The organism is Oceanobacillus aidingensis (assembly GCF_042654105.1).
GTDB lineage: Bacteria > Bacillota > Bacilli > Bacillales > Amphibacillaceae > Oceanobacillus > Oceanobacillus oncorhynchi.
On the sequence record NZ_JBHSFT010000003.1, the window covers coordinates 46,761 to 65,242 of the forward strand.

The window sequence follows — 18,482 nt, forward strand, 5'->3', positions numbered from 1 at the left end:
CACCTGTCGTCATATCGAGCTTTCTTTTTGCTCACACTAATGAAAAAGAAGGGAAGGTATTTAAAATATGCGAAAAAGCGTTTTCATCCTCTTACTAATACTGATAACAATACAATTTCATATCCCTTCAACCGCCCATGCAGAACAGGAAATGCCTGTAATGAAGGTGCATTTTATTAATGTTGGTCAAGGAGACAGTATTTTAATCGAGACGCCTTTAGACCGGACTATTTTAATTGATGGCGGACCTCCGGAGGCTGGCGATGCTCTGGTTAACTATATTAAGGAACGGCGGATTAATGAAATTGATTTAATGATTGCTACCCACCCAGATGTCGACCATATCGGCGGTTTAGTAAAGGTCCTGGATGAGGTAGATGTAGGAGATGTGGTTGATATTGGCAAGCTTCACCCGACAAAAACATTTGCTGCATATATGAATCGGATTCGTGATTTACAAATACCGCTGACAATTGCTGAAAAAGATACGCCGATTGAGATTGATCCAATGATTTCCCTGGATATTTGGAATGCAGCACAGCCTTTAACTTCTCCTAATGCATCCTCGTTAGTTTTAAAGCTTAATTACGAAAAAACAGACATGCTTTTAATGGGGGACGTTGGTAAAAAGGAAGAGAAGGAGATACAAAAAAAGCATGATGTCAATGCGGATTTAATTAAAATAGGGCATCATGGCTCGAATACAAGTACGGGTATGTCTTTTTTAGAAGCGGTAGACCCTGAAATTGCTATTTTAACCTACAGCAAAGATAATAACTACGGTCATCCTGTTCCTCGGGTGATTGAACATCTATACGAAATTAATGCGCTGATTTATTCTACTGCTGCTTTAGACAGTATTACAGTTGAAACGGATGGGGAGACGTTAATTGTAAATCCGAGAATGAATCCAATCCAAAAATTTGTGGAGGAACAGGCAGGGTAAACATCATATCTTTTACAATTTAATACAAAAATGATATCATTATAGTATAATAAAGATATGAAGGAGCGGATTTCATGCAGGAACGTAAAGCTTGGAGCATTAATGGCGCAATTGGAATCGGTCTGATTGTTGTTTTACTTGCATTAGGGGTATTCAGTATTGTTCAATCGTATGTTGTTTTAGGGGTTGTGCTTGTTTTAATTGCAGGTATTCTAATTAGCGGGATAACCATTGTGCAGCCTAATCAATCGATTGTCGTTATTTTCTTAGGTAAGTATATGGGAACGGTACGGCGTGAAGGAATTTTGATAACTGTGCCATTTTCTGTGCGCAGAACAATCTCCTTGAGAGTTCGTAACTTTAACAGTAATCGATTGAAAGTAAATGATGTAAACGGAAATCCAATTGAAATTGCTGCAGTGGTTGTTTTCAAAGTGGTAGATGCAGCCAAAGCCGTTTTTGACGTAGATCAATATGAGGATTTTGTGGAGATTCAAAGTGAAACAGCTATTCGCGCTGTGGCAACAACGTATCCATATGATTCTTTCACCAATGAAGAATTAACCTTACGTGGAAATGCAGATGAAGTATCAAACCAATTAACAACTGAGCTTCAAGATCGTCTGCAGGTTGCCGGAGTAGAAGTGATTGAAGCGAGGTTAACACACTTAGCATATTCTACAGAAATCGCTCAGGCGATGCTGCAGCGTCAGCAGGCAAGTGCAATTATCTCAGCCCGGGAGCAAATTGTTCAGGGTGCTGTCGGAATGGCTCAGGATGCTATTTCCCGCTTGGAAGCAGATAATGTAGTGGATTTAGATGATGAACGCAGAGTGGCGATGATTAATAACCTGCTTGTTGCCATTGTCTCCGATCAAGGAACACAGCCGGTAATCAATACAGGATCGCTTTACCAATAAGCAGGGGTTACTATGGCGAAGAAAAAAAACTTTCCATTACGTATCGATCCGGAGCTTTATGACATATTGCAGCGCTGGGCAAAGGATGAGTTTCGCAGTGTCAATAGCCACGTTGAATTTTTGCTGAGAGAATCTGCTAAACGAGCGGGAAGGCTGCCGAAAAAACAGGATAAGAAAATTGGGGAAGATTAAAGAATTTCGATGGAAATCCCGAACGAATAGCCTTAAGAAATCATCAGAAGCTGTTATTTCTTAAGGCTATTTTATTTAGGATACTTCCTCATCAGAGTTGACAGCAGCTTCTGAGTGAAATTGCTGATAGGACAAGTAATGCTTTTTTGTAATCACAAATAAATCATATATTGCTTCATTAGAATGTGCGTTAACGCGTTTATACATAGAGTCGTATAACTCATTTGCAAAAGTAACGTAAGGAAGCTTTAAAACAGCTTTTAAGGAACGTTTGTTACTTTTTTGCACTTTCATAAAGATACCATCAATGCCTTTAGTAGTAAAAAGTTCATGAAAGAAGGCATCTTTTGCTTGGCGATTATAGCCTTTACCAAAATACGGCTTACCGATCCAAGTAGCTAAAAATCCATAATTATCCTCTATATCAAAAAGATTAATCGTACCAATTGGCTGCTGATATTCATCTAAAATCGTTCTGGAAATTAATTCTCCACGGTCTTCCGCTTCGATTGTCTGCTTGGTTGAAAAGTAAAATTCATCCACGGTTGCAGCTTTTTGCCTGACAAATGGGTATACCTCGGGCGCTGTCATCAATTCATATAAAGCTGGCACTTCCATTAAATCACGTATTTTAAGCATAAAAATACCCTCCTTTTTCCAGGCGGGTACATTCATTAGCAAAAAAGCCGCAGCTAGTGAGTCACCCGCCCTCGAATTTTTATTTTTAAAGTAGCTTGGAAACAAAAATTCGGGGCGGGAATCGAACCCGCTAGAACCAGGAAACCCCGGTGGCGCACCATTTGCCTTACCTATTTAATTGATCTTCTATCAATACAGCCGAATAGGCTGGTCATCAGCTCTTTTCAAATTCATTTTTGATAATTTTATTGTATGATTTTTTTGGTAAAATGCAAGTGTTTTTTTAATAATAAAGCATGAAATTTTTGTAAGTATATTTTGGACCAGCACAGCAGCTGCTGATTCGAAACTAGAAGGAAAGAGAAAGAAGCAGGAGAGAATGGTTACCGCACAAAGATAAGAAAATAGCATAAAAAACAACTTGATTGAGGAACATTTGTTCTGTATACTTTGTTTAGATAGCCATCTCAGAAACTCACCTTATCAAAATAAAAGGATGTGTTTTTTATGCCCCGAATATGTCTCCGAAAAGTATACTCCTCATCAGAAATACCCTCTTTGCATGTACAGGAAGAATCCAAGTCGTACAACAAATATCAAAGAAGAAAAGAGCGCACCAACAAAGCACTGCATCGAATACCGGATGTTCAATTAATGGATTTAAAAGTAGACTATGCTTTTAAACAACTATTTGGAAACGAAAAGAATAAGGATATCACTGTCGTCTTTCTCAATGCCATTTTAGCCAAATCAGGAAGAAGTCCGATTCAACAGCTCTACTTTCAAAATATCGAAATTGGCGGCGAGTATGAAGAAGATAAGAAATCCAGATTAGATCTCTTAATTAGGACGGAGAATAAAGAATGGGTCAACATAGAAATTCAAATCAATAATGAGTATAATATGGTTAAAAGATCGCTGTATTATTGGTCGAGACTTTTTTCAGAGCAGCTGAAAGAAGGGCAAAGCTATAAAGAATTGTACCCTGTTATCAGTATTAATATCATGCATTTTAACCTGCTGGATGAAACGGACGCCTTTCATAATATCTTCCGTCTATTTGAGATGAAGCAGAAATATCCATTAACCGATATGATGGAATTTCATTTTGTGGAGATTCCTAAACTAATTACTGCCTGGAAGAATAAGCAGCTGGATCCATGGGAAGATGTTTTAACGCGCTGGCTGCTGCTGTTAGGAACGGTAGACCGACGAAAGAATCACTTCTCGCAGTGTAACTGGCTGTAAGACTCCCACATTAAAAATAGAAAAGTCATGAAAATTTTAAGTGGAAGATCTAACAGCCAGTAACGGCCCGATTGGTTCAACTAAATGTTCAGTGGGGTGTAAAGAACCCCACTGAACAAAGTTTCACTTTATATAATGATATCTATCAAGAACTGGAGGAGATTGCGATGGTCGATAAAACGTTAAATGTTGCGATGCGGGTCTGGGAAGATTTAAGCCGTACAGAAGAAGAACGGCGGGAATATGAAATCCGTTTGAAGCAAATTTTAGATGAGCAATCTAAGAAGCAGGATAGAGAGTTGTTAGAGCAGGAAATGGAAGAAATGAAAGAGCAAAGAGAAGAAATGAAAATGGAGAAAGAAGAGCTGAAAGCAGAGAATGAAGAAATAAAGGCGGAGAAAGATAAAACAAAAAAACAAAAAGAAAAAGCAGAGAAACAGAAAGAAGAGGCGGAAATCAAAAGAAATGAAGCAGAACGAAAAAGGCTTGAAGCAGAGTCCGCACTAAAGGAATCTGCAAAACAGACGGCACTCAAAATGTTAGAGCAGGGGATAAGCCGAACGGCCATTTTACAGGTGACAGGTTTAACCTCAGAGCAATTAGAGCTGATTCAGCAAGAGGCATCAAAATAAGAGGATTGCAAAGTGCCTCATAAAACGGAAAATAACAAGGAGCATGCAGGAAAATAACACGGCATGCTCCTATACAAAACCAGCATTTTTTTCTTTGCTCTTTTAAGTGAAAAAGCATTTACATGATTTAATTATTTTTCAAATCTAATAAAGCCTGATCGAGGGAGGGGAAATCATACGTGAATCCGTGTTCGAGCGCCTTTTCTGGATACGCGTACTGTCCTTTTACCAGGAGCTGCGCCATTTCTCCCAAAGTAAGATAGAAGAATACAGCCGGCAAATGAAGCCAATTCGGCCGTTTGTATACCTGTGCTGCTTTTTTCATAAAATCTTTATTACGTTTAGGAGTAGGAGCAGTAATATTGACCGGCCCTTTTAGGGTATGATGTTCTAAGCCAAAGGTGATTAAGTTTACGGCATCTTGAACATGGATCCAGGAAAGCCATTGCTCGCCATCACTGATGTGTCCGCCTGTATATAATTTTACCGGCAATGACATAAGCGGAAATGCACCACCGTCCTTGCCAAGCAGTATGCCAAACCGGGCGTAGATTGTTCGAATTCCCAATTCTTCGGCTTCACTCGCTTCATTCTCCCATTGCCTTGTTACAGATGCAAGAAAATCAGTACCAGGCTGCGTTGTTGCCTCAGTGTAGATAAAATCTTCAGACATCCCGTAGAATCCTACTGCGGAGCCGCTAATAAATACATCTGGTTTTTCCTTCATGGCTTTCATTAATTGGACAAGATACTTGGTGACACGAAGGCGGCTGGTAAGGATAGTTTCCTTCTTTTTTTTCGTCCAGTATCCAAACAATGATTCTCCTGCAAGATTAATGACAGCATCTATTCTCGGAAGTTCATCTGCGGTCGTATCATATCCCTTAAAAGTCAAGTGCGATGTATTTGATTTTTTCTCAGGAGAACGGGTCAGAATGTATAATTTATGATTAAGGCCAGTGAGGTGTGCAGCTAATTTACTGCCAAAAAACCCTGTACCTCCGGTTATTAGTATGTTCATAATATTGAACCCTCCTTTAGATGATATTTTAAAGTATATATTTCATGTTATCTGCTTGCTTCATTTTTTGCTATGATAAAAAGAGAGGTGAATGAAGTTGCGGAAAATTACCCGAATTACAACGCAAAAAAAACAGAAGCATCGCTACAATATATTTTTAAACACATCAGCTGGTGATGAATATGGATTTAGTGTCGGTGAGGATATTCTCATTCAATTTCGTCTGGAGAAAGGAATGGAATTAGATAATGAACTCATCGAAACACTGAAGGAACAAGATAATCTCCATAAAGTATATACCCTTACTATTCACTTTTTAAGCTATCGAATACGTTCGGAAAAAGAAGTGATTACGTATTTACAGAAAAAAGAAGTGGAAGAGGAACAAATTGCTGTTATTATGCAACGATTGAAGAAAGAAAAACTGCTTGATGATCAGCAATTTGCTGAAATGTTTGTGCGCTCGCGTATGAATACAAGTTCAAAAGGTCCAAAAGTCATTGAACAGGAGCTGTTTGAAAAGGGGATTAGCGGACAAATTGCAGTAAATGCTTTAGAGCAATATACGCCAGCCCTGCAGAAAGAAAAAGTTCAAAAGCTGCTGGGAAAAAAAATAAAGCAAAGCTCGAAGGATTCTTTTCAAAAACAGATAAACCAAGCAAAAAATACGATTCTTCAAAAAGGATTTAATCAGCAGCTTGTTTTTGAAGCTATTCAGACTATGGATCAGGAAGAGGATACAAATCATGAGTGGGAGGCCTTGAAATTTCAAGGAGAAAAGCTGTATCAAAAACATGTAAAAAAATATGAAGGCTTCCAGCTCAAGCAAAAAGTAATGGAAGGTTTATATAGAAAAGGCTTCCATTTCGATATGATTCAGCAATTTGTTGAGAAATACATGGAAAATCAGGAATAAATGTAGGTTACTTTTCTGTTATATTTGGTACAATAGGAATCGACAGTAAGGGGGAGAAGAATGAAATTTCGATATAGTGATTATTCCATAGAACAGCTGCACCAAGAAATTGGGAAACTAAAAGAGCAGGCTCAAAAAGCAGAGCAGCTCGGGAATATTTCAGAGATGCAAATATGTGAAAGAAAAATGCAAGTAGCGCTTGCATATACAATGAGTCCGGATGATTTTGAAAAAGAGAAAATTTATCAGCTTAAAATGGAAACAGGCTATAAATTCAGAATATCCTATATTAATGGGGTATTTGCATGGGGTTATCGTATTGATTTATTAAATGAAGAAAGTGAAAATATTGAAGCCTTGCCAATCTCCTTATTAGGAAAAAAAGTGAGCTGAATAAAAACAACTCAGGCGAAATCCGTTTCACCTGAGTTGTTCCTTTTAGTTATTGAAATAAGGTACCGCTGTTTCAAACGCCTGAACCATTTGCGGGGTTACCGTATTCACTTCCTGTATAAGCTTTAAGGACTTGAGTCGCTTGGTATCAATTTACTTTGAAGCTTCTGTTCTGAGAAAATCCAGCCTGTATAGGAAGTAATTACTTCCAGGCTCTTATCCAGCTTTACCACAGCTACAAATGGATAATACCCTTTGCTGCGATAGCGTAAATCAATAAAACGGACTTCTATAATATCCTCTTCATCCGTATTTATTTCCCAGCGGTACACCGGTGAAAAATTTAAAAATGAAGAGATATTTTTATCTTTTATCGCAGCTTTGATGACATCTGTATCGGGTAAAGGAACTCGATAAAATTCATCAACAATCTCAATGTGCCGATTCTCAACGCTGCCTACATAATAACGGTCGCTTGTCGTAATAGCAACGCGCCAATAATTTTGTTTAAGCGTAGGGGACGTAGCGACAATCTCTGTATCAGGAAAATATTCTTTGATTTTCTGGACGATTTCCCTTTTGTCCATATAGCGTTTGATGTAATATAATACAATGACTGTATAAATAATCAGCCAAGTGTATCCGGGATTGGCACCTAATGCCCATGCAACGATACCAGCTACATTCAAGAAAAAAATGTAAGGATCAAATGTATTAATAAACCCTTTAGCAATCCATTTTTTGGTAAATGGCCGAAATGCCTGTGTACCATACGCATTAAATAAATCGACAAATACATGGATGGACACAGCTAACAAAGTCCATAGCCAGAGAGTCAAATAGCTCACTTCTGGAACAAATAAATAAATTACTCCAGATACAAGCAGGCTCCACATAAGAATAGCAGGGAGTGAATGAGACGCTCCGCGGTGCTGTCTTATATACGTTGCATTACTTTTTAATTTAAAAATTGTATCAAAATCAGGAGCGTGTGATCCGACGACTGTTCCAACCAATACGGCATGAAATAGAGTAGGATTACTTTGCACATTTGGGTCTAATGTTGCTAAACCGCCAAGTGCAACACCCATAACAATATGCGTACCAGTATCCATAGTTACATATCCTCCTTAAGTTGCTTCCATCAAAGCACTCCAATATTATTTTAACACATAGGACGTGAAAACATGAACGATAAAAGATTAGAACAAATAAATATTTCCGCTTTTCAAGAAGATTTACTTAGATGGTACGAAGAAAATAAACGTGATCTACCTTGGCGCGAAAATAATGATGCTTATCGCGTCTGGGTCTCAGAAATTATGCTTCAGCAAACAAAAGTAGATACGGTCATCCCTTATTTTAATCGGTTTATGGAGAAATATCCAACGGTATATGAACTGGCTGAAGCCGAACAGCAGGATGTTTTAAAACAATGGGAAGGCTTAGGTTATTATTCCCGCGCAAGAAATTTACAAACAGCAGTACGCGAGGTTGTGGAAACATATGATGGAAAAATCCCGGATGACCCGAAGCAGCTCGGTGACTTAAAAGGAGTTGGCCCTTATACGAAAGGGGCGATTCTTTCTATTGCTTATAATCAGCCGATTCCGGCAGTAGATGGTAATGTAATGCGTGTTTTCTCCCGTGTATTACACATTGAAGAAGATATTGCTTTAAGCTCCACCAAAAAGTTGTTTGAATACTACGTAGCGGAAATGATTTCAAAGGAAGATCCCTCCTCCTTTAATCAGGCTATTATGGATTTAGGTGCGACAATATGTACACCGAAGCAGCCTATGTGCATGTTCTGCCCAGTGATGGAGCATTGTCAAGCATACGTTGATGGAATCCAGGAAAAGCTGCCAGTGAAAAAGAAAGCGAAGAAGCAGCAAAAGAAAAAATATATTGCATTGCTGATCCAAAATCAGGAAGGGAAATATATTATTGAAAAAAGACCGGATTCTGGACTATTGGCAGGATTATGGCAATTTCCAATGATTCCTGCCGATGATATTGTAAAAAAGGACTGGCAGCCATGGCTGGAAGAGAATTATGGGTTAGATGTGGATATCAAAGCATCGTGTACATCCATCAAGCATGTTTTTTCACATATCATTTGGAATGTAGACGTACGTAAAGCAATCACAAATCAGGAAACAGTAAAGGATGACCGCTTAAAATTTGTTTCTTTAGAAGAGCTGAAAGAATTTCCTTTTCCTGTTCCACATCAAAAAATGATACCTTTTTTAGAAGGAAAATGAAATTTTATTGAATGCAACGAGGAAATATAAATCCTGATAAAAATTTTTGTCATCAAAAAAACGCCTTAATGCTTTATTTACCGGGGTTTTCAACACGCTAAAAATATTTCTTTAAAAAAGTTTGGATAAAGAAATGCGCTTCTGGACAAATTAATTATTGCGGAGGTGATATTGATGGCTAAAAAACAAAATCAACAAAACCAACAAAATCCTGCAAAAACAAACGCAGCTGAAGTAAGAAAGCAAAACCAACAAGCAGCTCAAGGACAATATGGTACTGAGTTTGCTCAAGAAACAGATGCACAAGAAGTGAAAAAGCAAAACCAACAATCTCAACAAAACAAGCAATAACATCTGTTTTACCCAAAAGGGTTTCCAATTACGGAAACCCTTTTAATGATTCTACATATCAATGAAGAAACCATTATGGAAATAAAAAGGACTTATCCTTTAACTTTTATGGCTGAAGGCTTATAATATAAGATAATTCATAAATCACTGTATGAAAATGGAGAGGGAGATTTTGGATGGTTTCTCCAAACGCTGGTTCCAAAATGATGATACAAAGTTATAAACATAATGGACAACTTCATAGAATCTGGAAAAATAGTGTCGTATTAAAAGGGACGGAAAGTATTATAATCGGAGCGAATGATCGGACAAAAGTCATTGAAAGCGATGGTCATTCCTGGATGACGAGAGAGCCGGCCATTTGTTATTTTGATGCGAAGCATTGGTTTAATATTATTGGTATGCTTAGGGATGATGGAATTCATTATTACTGTAATCTCAGCTCCCCATTTGTTTACGATGAGGGTGCGGAATCGCTAAAATACATTGACTACGATTTAGATGTGAAGGTATTTCCTGATATGACATTTAATCTTCTTGATGAAGATGAATATGAAGAAAATAAAGTTTTGATGAAATACCCAGAAGAAATTCATCATATTCTTTATCAGCAATTAGAAGTATTAATTCATTGGATTCGCCAGGGAAAGGGTCCTTTTTCTCCGGGGTTTGTCGATGATTGGTATGAAATGTACTTAACGTATCATTAAATTTGAAAAGAAAACAAATATTTTTAGCGATGTTTGAGCGGTTTGATTGCAATTCGACTGAGTAAAAGGGTATCCTTGTTACGGATGACATAACGAGGATATCCTTTTTTTATTTAGAGGGATATTAAAACGAAATACCTTTTCAAGTAGAGGAAGTTGATAAATGAGCAGCATCAAACAGTATATGAAATTTGTAAAACCATACACATGGAAGATTATTTGGACATTACTCATCGGTGTTGTTAAATTTGGTATTCCGCTGTTAATGCCTTTGATTTTGAAATACGTTATCGATGATATTGTTACGGTAGAAAACATGACCCAATCCGAGAGAATAACCCGTTTATTCTGGATTATGGGTATTTCTTTTGTCGTATTTTTAATTGTCCGCCCGCCGGTTGAGTATATTCGTCAATACTTAGCGCAGTGGGTCGGGAATAAAATTCTTTTTGATATCAGAGGAAAATTATTCGATCATCTTCAAAAGCTAAGCCTGAAATTCTATTCGAAGACCAAAACAGGTGAAATCATCTCAAGGGTAATTCATGATGTGGAGCAGACGAAAAATTTTGTGATGACCGGGTTAATGAATATTTGGCTGGATGTCACAACCATTTTAATTGCTATCATTATTATGTTTACCATGGATGTGCCGCTCACCTTTGTATCGATTATTTTATTCCCGCTGTTCGGGATTTCTGTCAAATACTTTTTCGGGCGCTTACGCCGTCTGACAAGAGAAAGGTCACAAGCTCTGGCAGAAGTACAAGGCCACTTGCATGAGCGTATCCAAGGGGTGCCGGTGACAAGAAGCTTTGCGCTGGAAGATTATGAAGATGAGCAGTTTGATAAAAGAAACCGTCATTTCCTGGACCGGGCTTTAAAGCATACGGATTGGAACGCCAGAACCTTTGCCGTGACCAATACGATTACTGACTTGGCGCCGCTGCTCGTCATTGCTTTTGCAGGTTATCAGGTTATTATGGGCAACACCTCACTCGGAACGATGGTAGCCTTCGTCGGGTATATGGAGCGGGTATACAGTCCATTACGCAGACTGATCAACTCATCAACGACGTTAGTACAATCCATTGCGTCTATTGACCGTGTATTTGAATTAATGAATGAGCCATATGATATTACGGACAAAAAGGGTGCGGTTGATCCGGGAAGACTGAAAGGAAAAGTATCCTTTAACCATGTCTCCTTCCGATATGATGAGGAAGAAGTGTCAGTGCTTAAGGATATCGACCTTCATGTCCAAAAAGGAGAGACCATAGCCTTTGTCGGAATGAGTGGGGGAGGAAAATCGACACTAATCAGTTTGATTCCACGCTTTTACGATGTCACAGGCGGGTCGATTGAAATCGACGGAATGGACTTAAGGGATATGCAGGCCCGGGCGCTGCGGGACAATATTGGAATGGTGCTTCAGGATAATATTCTGTTCTCCGAATCAATTGAAACGAATATCCGGATGGGGAATCCAGAGGCAACGAGAGAGGAAGTCATTCGGGCGGCTAAAGCAGCAAATGCGCATGACTTTATTGATGAAATGCCCGAGGGCTATGAAACCATGGTGGGAGAACGCGGTGTGAAGTTATCTGGCGGCCAGAAGCAGCGGATAGCTATCGCGCGTGTTTTCTTGAAAAATCCGCCGCTGTTAATTTTTGATGAAGCAACATCAGCACTTGATTTAGAAAGTGAACATCTTATTCAGGAAACACTGGAGAAGCTTGCTTCAGACCGGACAACGTTTATTGTTGCCCACCGTCTAGCAACCATTACTCACGCAAATCGCATTGTTGTTGTGGAAAATGGGGAAATTGTAGAAATAGGTTCGCATGAGGAATTAATGCGGCTCCGCGGTCATTATTATGATTTGTATCAGATTCAAAATTTGGATGAATAAAATTCATTTACAGGATAAAAAAGCATTTCCCAGAGGTTGATTTCTCCGGGAAATGCTTTTTTATCGTGCCATTATATTATTTTTTCTCAGCCATTTTTGCAAATGCACGACCTGCAGCATCGATGGTATTTTCAATATCAGAGTCTGTATGCTCTGTTGTTAAGAACCATGCTTCGTACTTAGAAGGAGCTAAATTAATACCTTCGTTCAGCATAAGCTGGAAGAAGGTTGCAAAGGCCTCTCCGTCTGAAGCATCTGCTTCACTGTAATTGGTTACTTTATCAACGCCAAAGTATACGGTTAAAGCTCCGCAAAGGCGATTTATAGTAATGTGGATACCAAATTCTTCTGCTTTTTCCAAGATACCTTCTTCAAGCCGTTTTCCAAGACGTTCTAATTCTTCATATACCCCATCTTCTTGTAACACCTCTAGGCATGCAATACCCGCTGCCATTGAAGCGGGATTTCCGGACATGGTGCCGGCCTGATAGGCAGGCCCGAGTGGTGCAACCTGCTCCATAATATCCTTGCGTCCGCCATAAGCGCCAATTGGAAGACCGCCGCCAATGATTTTACCCATTGCTGTTAAATCAGGCTCGATATTGTAGATTTGCTGCGCACTTCCATAGGTGAAACGGAAGGCAGTAATTACCTCGTCATAAATAACTAGCGCACCGGCACGATGGGTAAGCTCATTTACTTCTTGTAAAAAGCCTTCGAACGGTTCGACAATTCCGAAGTTTCCTACAATCGGCTCAACCAGCACAGCTGCAATTTCACCTTCCCAGCGATGAAGGGCTTGTTTAAAGGCATTTAAATCATTAAATGGAACGGTGATTACCTCTGCAGCACTGGAAGCAGGAACTCCGGCTGAATCCGGCGTGCCCAGTGTAGAAGGCCCAGATCCTGCCTCTACCAATACAGCATCGAAATGGCCGTGGTAGCAGCCTGCGAATTTAATGATTTTGGTACGGTTTGTATAGGCGCGGGCTACACGGATAGTCGTCATCACAGCCTCTGTGCCTGAATTATTAAAACGTACCTTTTCTAATGAAGGCATTGCTTCTTTTAACATTTTCGCAAATGTGTTTTCCAGCTCCGTTGGTGTCCCGTATAGAACACCAGTTGTGGCTGCTTCAGCAATCGCTTTTGCGATATGCGGGTGAGCGTGGCCAGTTATTATCGGTCCATATGCAGCTAAATAATCAATATACTTATTATCATCCACATCCCAGAAATAAGCACCTTGTCCTCTTTTCATATAGACAGGAGAGCCCCCGCCTACAGCTTTATAAGAGCGGGAAGGAGAATTCACCCCGCCGACAATATGTTGTAAAGCTTCTTGATGCAACTTCTCAGAATTTGTAAATTTCATTATTTCGTTTCCTCCTCATTCTTCCCAACTTGTAAAGGTTATGACACGCTTTTACAAGTTCATTTAAAAGGTAAAATGAACAATTTGGTTTTCTGTAATATTTTACCCAGTTACTAATATAACAAAAAATTGCATAGAAAACTTGTACAAACTGTTTTGGTTTCTGCATATACATAGGAAAAGCGGATATTACAAATTGAGATTCCTCATATTTTGACGTTTGCATCTAGTTGTTTTTTTAATGAGGGAAGGCAGTAGGGGAGGAGTAAAAGAGATGAGTATCCCTTGGATATTCCTTATTACGATTATCATTTTAATTGGAAAAAGCATCTATGATTTCATTCAATATAAATTAGTTCATTCACGTATACAAATGAAGGAAGGACATTTTTCTTTAGAAATTTTTATTGCTATGCTGATTGTTTATTGCATTACAATGGTTGGCTACGGCTTAATCTATTTTATTTTATCCTTTCAAGGAATCGTCATTGTGGAGCATGGAGAGCTTAGAGAAGTGACGATATGGGGATCGGTTGTTCATTCTATTTATTTCAGCGGGGTCACTTTGCTGACTCTCGGCTATGGTGACTTAGCGCCCGTCGGCATCGGCAGAATCATTGCTATCTCAGAAGCGCTGATTGGCTACATATTGCCGGCTGCTTTTGTATTAAAAGTTGTACAAATCAGCAGCAGAGACAATGATAAATGAATCTTACCCTGCAATGTGCTATATTTAAGGAAGAAGATCGATTGTTTAAATGGAGGGATTGGATGCAAGTCGAATTAGGAACAAAAGTAAAAGATTTTACCCTGCCCAATCAAAACGGGGAGGAAGTCAGCTTATCAGATTTTCAAGGAAAGTACGTTGTTTTATATTTTTATCCAAAAGATATGACACCAGGATGCACCACAGAAGCATGTGATTTCAGAGACCAACATGAAAGATTCAGAGAGCTGGATGCGGTTATTGTCGGGATCAGCCCGGATCCGGAAGCACGTCATCAAAAGTTTATCGACAAGCATGAACTGCCATTTACCTTGCTTTCTGATGAAAATCATCAGGCAGCTGATCAATTTGGAGTATGGAAGCTAAAGAAAAACTTTGGCAAGGAATATTATGGTATTGAGCGCTCTACATTTATTTTAGATAAAGAAGGAAAGCTAATCAAAGAATATCGGAAAGTCCGGGTTAAAGATCATGTTGTAGATGCGTTAAATTATTTGAAGGAAAATAAAGCGGATTAAAATATAGAGGGATTGGGGTGGAGCAGCTTTGCGAATCTATACCAGATCAGGAGATAAAGGACAGACATCGTTAGTCTATGGGCAACGCGTACCAAAGAACCATCTAAGAGTAGAGGCGTATGGCACATGTGATGAAGTGAATTCCAGTATTGGCTTGGCAGTAAGCTATATCGAAGAAACGGATTGGGATAAAAAGGCTGCTTTTCTTGATCAGCTGCACCGCGTACAGACCATTCTTTTTCATGTTGGTGCAGAATTATCGACGCCAAAGGGGAAGGAAGTTTATTGGAAGCTTGAACAGAAGCATATTGATGAGATGGAAAAACAGATTGATGAATGGGACCAATCACTCGAACCTTTAAAGAATTTTATCCTGCCATCTGGTCACAGAGCAGCGAGTGCCCTTCATCACGCGCGTACTGTAGCAAGACGGGCAGAGCGTTTGACTGTAGGATTGGAAGATGAAGTGGATAATAAGCTTGTTTTCGTTTATTTAAATCGGTTGTCTGATTATTTATTTGTTGCTGCCAGGTATGTCAATCAGCAGCTTGGCGGAGATGAAAAGTCTCTCCATGTGGATGTTTGATTAACGTGAATTAATTGACATTATGCACACAGGGCGATACACTAATTATAAGAATTATAATATAATAATATTATTAATTGGGAAGAGAGGTGTTTAGGGTGTCTGAAGTTAAATTACGGCAAGCAATCGATACTTTGAAAAAATCAGGCGTCCGGATTACACCACAGCGACACGCCGTGCTGGAGTATTTGCTTAATTCAATGACTCACCCGACTGCGGATGATATATATAAAGCACTTGAAGGAAAATTTCCCAATATGAGTGTTGCGACCGTTTATAATAATTTACGTGTATTAAAAGATATCGGACTGGTTAGAGAACTCACATATGGAGATGCTTCGAGCAGATTTGACTGTAATACCTCAGATCATTATCATATCATTTGCAATCAGTGTGGAAAGATTGTTGATTTTCACTATCCTTCTTTAGAGGAAGTGGAATCACTGGCTGAACAGGTGACAGGTTTTGATGTAAGCCATCACCGCCTGGAGGTTTATGGTACATGCAATGCCTGCAAAGAGCAGCAGGCAGCAAATGAACAGTAAAGCATGTTAAAAATCGGGTTCGCTGGTAAGAAAACAGGCGAGGCCGATTTTTAATTATTATATAAAAAAAGCACCATGTTTGCGGGATGTTCCTTTAACGAAATCCTCCAAAGCATGGTGCCTTTTTATTATTTGTTTTCTTCACGGAATTTGCGATGATTATACCGTTCATCAAAATTTTTACCTTCTAAGTTCTTATCCAAAGTCAGCGGTTCTTTGCAATGCATGCAAGCATCTACACGTCCCAGCATTTTTGTAGGTTTTTCGCAGTTTGGACAAACCACAGGAACTGCCCTCAAGGATAAGGTGCCAATCCATATGTATACAACACAGCTCAGTACAATCATCAGTATGCCCAATATAAACAGACCGAGCATGAGCCACTGAATATTACGAACCATAAGCCCGCCATACATGATTAGTATACCAGCAAACACAAGGATTAAGGCAAAGGTGCGTATTTTATTTATTTTACTTGAATAAGTCAATTGTTTCGCCATTTAAATCCCCCTTAAGTTACAAATTTAGTATATCATAGAATATTAGAAGAATGAATTTTAAAGAAAATATAGCGAGGTCAGCCATACAATGACGGCGAATCGTTTCCGTTTGATTGGGGATTCCGTATTTTTCTCCCGGCGAGAAATCAAAAATTAAAATTTTATCCTTTCTTTACGATGCAAAAAAGGTTTTTTTAAAGTATATATCGAATTATGTTTATTAGAGGCAAAACAGGGAGGCAACAATAGACATGGAGAATTTTCAAAGAATGATTTATCAGGAGCATGCAAGCAATCCAAATACATTAGGAATACTTATTGTGGAGAAAACACTTTTTGATCATCCAATTACAGATGAATTTGATAGCATCTTATTGATTATTGTCGAAAAACAAGAAGTCGATTGGTTTGTAAAACATTATGAAGTAAATGGTCAGACCGTAGCGATGCACATTGTAACGAAATCACTTCTGATGGATTGGATTGATACGAGCGGATATCGACGTGCAGCAGAATGGGTGATTTATGGAAGAAAAGCCTATGACAGGAATGAATTTATAAAAGAATTAAAAGAGGAGCTTCAATCTTTTCCAGAGGAAAAACGTACACTTAGAAAAATAATTGACTTTGGAAAGCTTCTAAAAAACTATAGTGAAGGAAAAGCGTTATATGAAGCAAAAGAAGTAATGGATTCATACAGCAAAATTTTAAATGCACTTCATTATTTAGCGAGGCTATCCGTTATTGACCAGGGCTATTATCCAGAAGTAACTGTCTGGAACCAGGTAAAGAGCATTGATTTAGAAGTCTACAAGCTATATGAAAAGTTAATGGACAGCACAGAGAATTTAGAAAAGAGAATTGAGCTTATGCTGATTGCAATGGATTTTGTCCTGCTGAATAAAGCGGAGTCTGCTTCAACACATTTATTAAACTTATTAAACGAAGAAGAAGACTATTGGTCATATGCCTCTATTAAAGAATTGCCGGAAATTGAACACTACAGTCTGGATTTACATGCGATTATTTCTTATTTAGAAGAGAAGGATATTATTGATATGAAACTTGTCCCCACCAAAAATCCAGATGTGTTTCAGAGAATGTATAAAGTAAAGAAGTTAGAAGAAGTATAATGAGGATTTCTAAATGGAACATTCCAGAAAGAAAACAAATTACTTATTCTGCAATTTTTGAAATTGTAGCGTAAGTAATTTTTGGTGTCTACTATATATTATCTTATATCCGCAGAAGGTTATTTTAGAATAAAAGGAGGCTGGGGATGGATGAGATTATAGAAGAAGGAACTTTTTCTTCATTGTTCAGTATAGAATTTAAAAAAACGCGTTGAATAATGATTTACTGTATAAGTGGTACTGAGAATTTGAATGGAATCCCCGATAAAAAAGAGTAACAATTAATTGGTGATTATAATAACTTAGAGAGGAAGCAAGACTTCTTATTACAAATTTATATATTAAAGTTTTTCCTAATTATGCTTGAAGTGTGTGGAGAGAGTGTAACTTGTTTTTTGATAAAAAGAAAATTTGGACTGATTTTCATCTGCTTTTTAAAATGGGAAGAAGAAAAGTTAAAAAGAACGTAGTTATTTTCTGTCCATTTGCTTCTTTATAATGGAACATCTGCAAAGAGAAAAGGATGAAGAAACAAAATAGCAATAAAAAGAAGAAGTATATTCTCCATTGCTGTAATATGTAAAGTGAGCTCTCTGAAAGCTGGTATGGCAACGTTTTGTTTCGTTGTCTATCATTTGTTAAACTTACAGTTCCCCTATATGAAGCTGTTTTTAAAATCCACTTCGGATAAATTTTAAAATAATCGTTGACTTTCTATTTTCAGCATGGTAAAGTTAATTTCGTTGCTGATTTGAGCGGGCGCTCAGCTAACATGAAATAAAAAAAGTTGTTGACAACAAATTTGCTTTCATGTTATATTAATAGAGTCGCTGCTTGAAGCGAAGCAATACAAATTGCTCTTTGAAAACTGAACAAAACAACCAGTACGAAAGAAGAAAGACAACCTCGTTTTTCTTAAAAAATAAGTCAGAAGTTGACTTCTGAAAGCTAATG

21 protein-coding genes are annotated in these 18,482 nt (G+C 38.3%); 16 read left to right on the plus strand and 5 right to left on the minus strand.

Annotated features, from left to right (window positions below; all coding sequences use genetic code 11):
• Positions 1 to 160: 160 nt before the first annotated feature.
• The 3 genes from ACFO3P_RS03605 to ACFO3P_RS03615 all read left to right on the plus strand — a co-directional run bounded on the left by ACFO3P_RS03605 (position 161) and on the right by ACFO3P_RS03615 (position 2,058).
• On the plus strand, positions 161 to 946 hold the full coding sequence (locus ACFO3P_RS03605) for a ComEC/Rec2 family competence protein (protein ID WP_379542159.1): 786 nt from the start codon (positions 161 to 163) through the stop codon (positions 944 to 946).
• 74 nt (positions 947 to 1,020) lie between these two features.
• Positions 1,021 to 1,866 (plus strand): SPFH domain-containing protein, encoded by an 846-nt coding sequence (locus ACFO3P_RS03610; RefSeq protein WP_042533421.1) that lies wholly within the window; start codon positions 1,021 to 1,023, stop codon positions 1,864 to 1,866.
• 12 nt (positions 1,867 to 1,878) lie between these two features.
• Positions 1,879 to 2,058: a type II toxin-antitoxin system antitoxin gene (locus ACFO3P_RS03615; protein ID WP_042533423.1), complete on the plus strand. Its 180-nt coding sequence runs from the start codon at positions 1,879 to 1,881 to the stop codon at positions 2,056 to 2,058.
• Positions 2,059 to 2,133: 75 nt separating this feature from the next.
• Here the strand turns inward: ACFO3P_RS03615 and ACFO3P_RS03620 are convergent, their stop codons facing one another.
• Complete coding sequence (locus ACFO3P_RS03620) at positions 2,134 to 2,697, minus strand: GNAT family N-acetyltransferase (RefSeq protein ID WP_379542160.1); 564 nt, start codon at positions 2,695 to 2,697, stop codon at positions 2,134 to 2,136.
• 507 nt (positions 2,698 to 3,204) lie between these two features.
• Between ACFO3P_RS03620 and ACFO3P_RS03625 the strand changes: the two genes are divergently transcribed.
• Both ACFO3P_RS03625 and ACFO3P_RS03630 read left to right on the plus strand, forming a co-directional pair.
• Complete coding sequence (locus ACFO3P_RS03625; protein ID WP_379542161.1) at positions 3,205 to 3,945, plus strand: Rpn family recombination-promoting nuclease/putative transposase; 741 nt, start codon at positions 3,205 to 3,207, stop codon at positions 3,943 to 3,945.
• A gap of 167 nt (positions 3,946 to 4,112) precedes the next feature.
• Complete coding sequence (locus tag ACFO3P_RS03630; protein WP_256706046.1) at positions 4,113 to 4,577, plus strand: hypothetical protein; 465 nt, start codon at positions 4,113 to 4,115, stop codon at positions 4,575 to 4,577.
• A gap of 127 nt (positions 4,578 to 4,704) precedes the next feature.
• Here ACFO3P_RS03630 and ACFO3P_RS03635 read toward each other — a convergent pair whose 3' ends face one another.
• Positions 4,705 to 5,598 carry a TIGR01777 family oxidoreductase gene (locus ACFO3P_RS03635; RefSeq protein ID WP_193065384.1) on the minus strand — a complete coding sequence of 298 codons (894 nt, stop codon included), beginning with the start codon at positions 5,596 to 5,598 and terminating at the stop codon, positions 4,705 to 4,707.
• A 91-nt stretch (positions 5,599 to 5,689) separates the two neighbouring features.
• Between ACFO3P_RS03635 and recX the strand changes: the two genes are divergently transcribed.
• The gene (recX, locus tag ACFO3P_RS03640) at positions 5,690 to 6,514 is read left to right on the plus strand and encodes a recombination regulator RecX (protein ID WP_338112850.1); all 825 of its coding nucleotides are present in this window, start codon (positions 5,690 to 5,692) and stop codon (positions 6,512 to 6,514) included.
• Between the two features lie 60 nt (positions 6,515 to 6,574).
• On the plus strand, positions 6,575 to 6,907 hold the full coding sequence (locus ACFO3P_RS03645; RefSeq protein ID WP_042533433.1) for a YfhH family protein: 333 nt from the start codon (positions 6,575 to 6,577) through the stop codon (positions 6,905 to 6,907).
• 125 nt (positions 6,908 to 7,032) lie between these two features.
• Here ACFO3P_RS03645 and ACFO3P_RS03650 read toward each other — a convergent pair whose 3' ends face one another.
• On the minus strand, positions 7,033 to 8,022 hold the full coding sequence (locus ACFO3P_RS03650) for a metal-dependent hydrolase (RefSeq protein WP_042533435.1): 990 nt from the start codon (positions 8,020 to 8,022) through the stop codon (positions 7,033 to 7,035).
• Positions 8,023 to 8,094: 72 nt separating this feature from the next.
• Here ACFO3P_RS03650 and mutY point away from each other — a divergent pair, with 72 nt between their 5' ends.
• From mutY to ACFO3P_RS03670, 4 genes are all read left to right on the plus strand, one after another.
• The gene (mutY, locus tag ACFO3P_RS03655; RefSeq protein WP_042533437.1) at positions 8,095 to 9,171 is read left to right on the plus strand and encodes an A/G-specific adenine glycosylase; all 1,077 of its coding nucleotides are present in this window, start codon (positions 8,095 to 8,097) and stop codon (positions 9,169 to 9,171) included.
• 174 nt (positions 9,172 to 9,345) lie between these two features.
• On the plus strand, positions 9,346 to 9,522 hold the full coding sequence (locus ACFO3P_RS03660) for a gamma-type small acid-soluble spore protein (RefSeq protein ID WP_040984584.1): 177 nt from the start codon (positions 9,346 to 9,348) through the stop codon (positions 9,520 to 9,522).
• Between the two features lie 176 nt (positions 9,523 to 9,698).
• A complete protein-coding gene (gene ntdP / locus ACFO3P_RS03665; RefSeq protein ID WP_042533439.1) occupies positions 9,699 to 10,232 on the plus strand; it encodes a nucleoside tri-diphosphate phosphatase in 534 nt (177 codons plus the stop codon).
• A gap of 163 nt (positions 10,233 to 10,395) precedes the next feature.
• Positions 10,396 to 12,144 carry an ABC transporter ATP-binding protein gene (locus ACFO3P_RS03670; RefSeq protein ID WP_193065388.1) on the plus strand — a complete coding sequence of 583 codons (1,749 nt, stop codon included), beginning with the start codon at positions 10,396 to 10,398 and terminating at the stop codon, positions 12,142 to 12,144.
• Positions 12,145 to 12,220: 76 nt separating this feature from the next.
• Here the strand turns inward: ACFO3P_RS03670 and ACFO3P_RS03675 are convergent, their stop codons facing one another.
• Positions 12,221 to 13,519, minus strand: a complete 1,299-nt coding sequence (locus tag ACFO3P_RS03675) for a glutamate-1-semialdehyde 2,1-aminomutase (RefSeq protein ID WP_042533443.1) — start codon at positions 13,517 to 13,519, stop codon at positions 12,221 to 12,223.
• 274 nt (positions 13,520 to 13,793) lie between these two features.
• Between ACFO3P_RS03675 and ACFO3P_RS03680 the strand changes: the two genes are divergently transcribed.
• From ACFO3P_RS03680 to perR, 4 genes are all read left to right on the plus strand, one after another.
• Positions 13,794 to 14,228, plus strand: coding sequence for a potassium channel family protein (locus ACFO3P_RS03680; protein ID WP_042533445.1), 435 nt, complete (start codon positions 13,794 to 13,796; stop codon positions 14,226 to 14,228).
• Positions 14,229 to 14,290: 62 nt separating this feature from the next.
• Entirely contained in the window at positions 14,291 to 14,764 is a 474-nt protein-coding gene (gene bcp / locus ACFO3P_RS03685) for a thioredoxin-dependent thiol peroxidase (RefSeq protein WP_289585349.1), read from the plus strand.
• Between the two features lie 28 nt (positions 14,765 to 14,792).
• Positions 14,793 to 15,350, plus strand: a complete 558-nt coding sequence (locus ACFO3P_RS03690) for a cob(I)yrinic acid a,c-diamide adenosyltransferase (protein ID WP_042533449.1) — start codon at positions 14,793 to 14,795, stop codon at positions 15,348 to 15,350.
• 98 nt (positions 15,351 to 15,448) lie between these two features.
• Positions 15,449 to 15,895, plus strand: coding sequence for a peroxide-responsive transcriptional repressor PerR (gene perR / locus ACFO3P_RS03695; protein WP_042533451.1), 447 nt, complete (start codon positions 15,449 to 15,451; stop codon positions 15,893 to 15,895).
• Positions 15,896 to 16,023: 128 nt separating this feature from the next.
• Here the strand turns inward: perR and ACFO3P_RS03700 are convergent, their stop codons facing one another.
• A complete protein-coding gene (locus tag ACFO3P_RS03700) occupies positions 16,024 to 16,395 on the minus strand; it encodes a YgzB family protein (RefSeq protein WP_042533453.1) in 372 nt (123 codons plus the stop codon).
• Positions 16,396 to 16,646: 251 nt separating this feature from the next.
• Between ACFO3P_RS03700 and ACFO3P_RS03705 the strand changes: the two genes are divergently transcribed.
• The gene (locus tag ACFO3P_RS03705; protein ID WP_042533455.1) at positions 16,647 to 17,528 is read left to right on the plus strand and encodes a nucleotidyltransferase-like protein; all 882 of its coding nucleotides are present in this window, start codon (positions 16,647 to 16,649) and stop codon (positions 17,526 to 17,528) included.
• Positions 17,529 to 18,482: the final 954 nt, after the last annotated feature.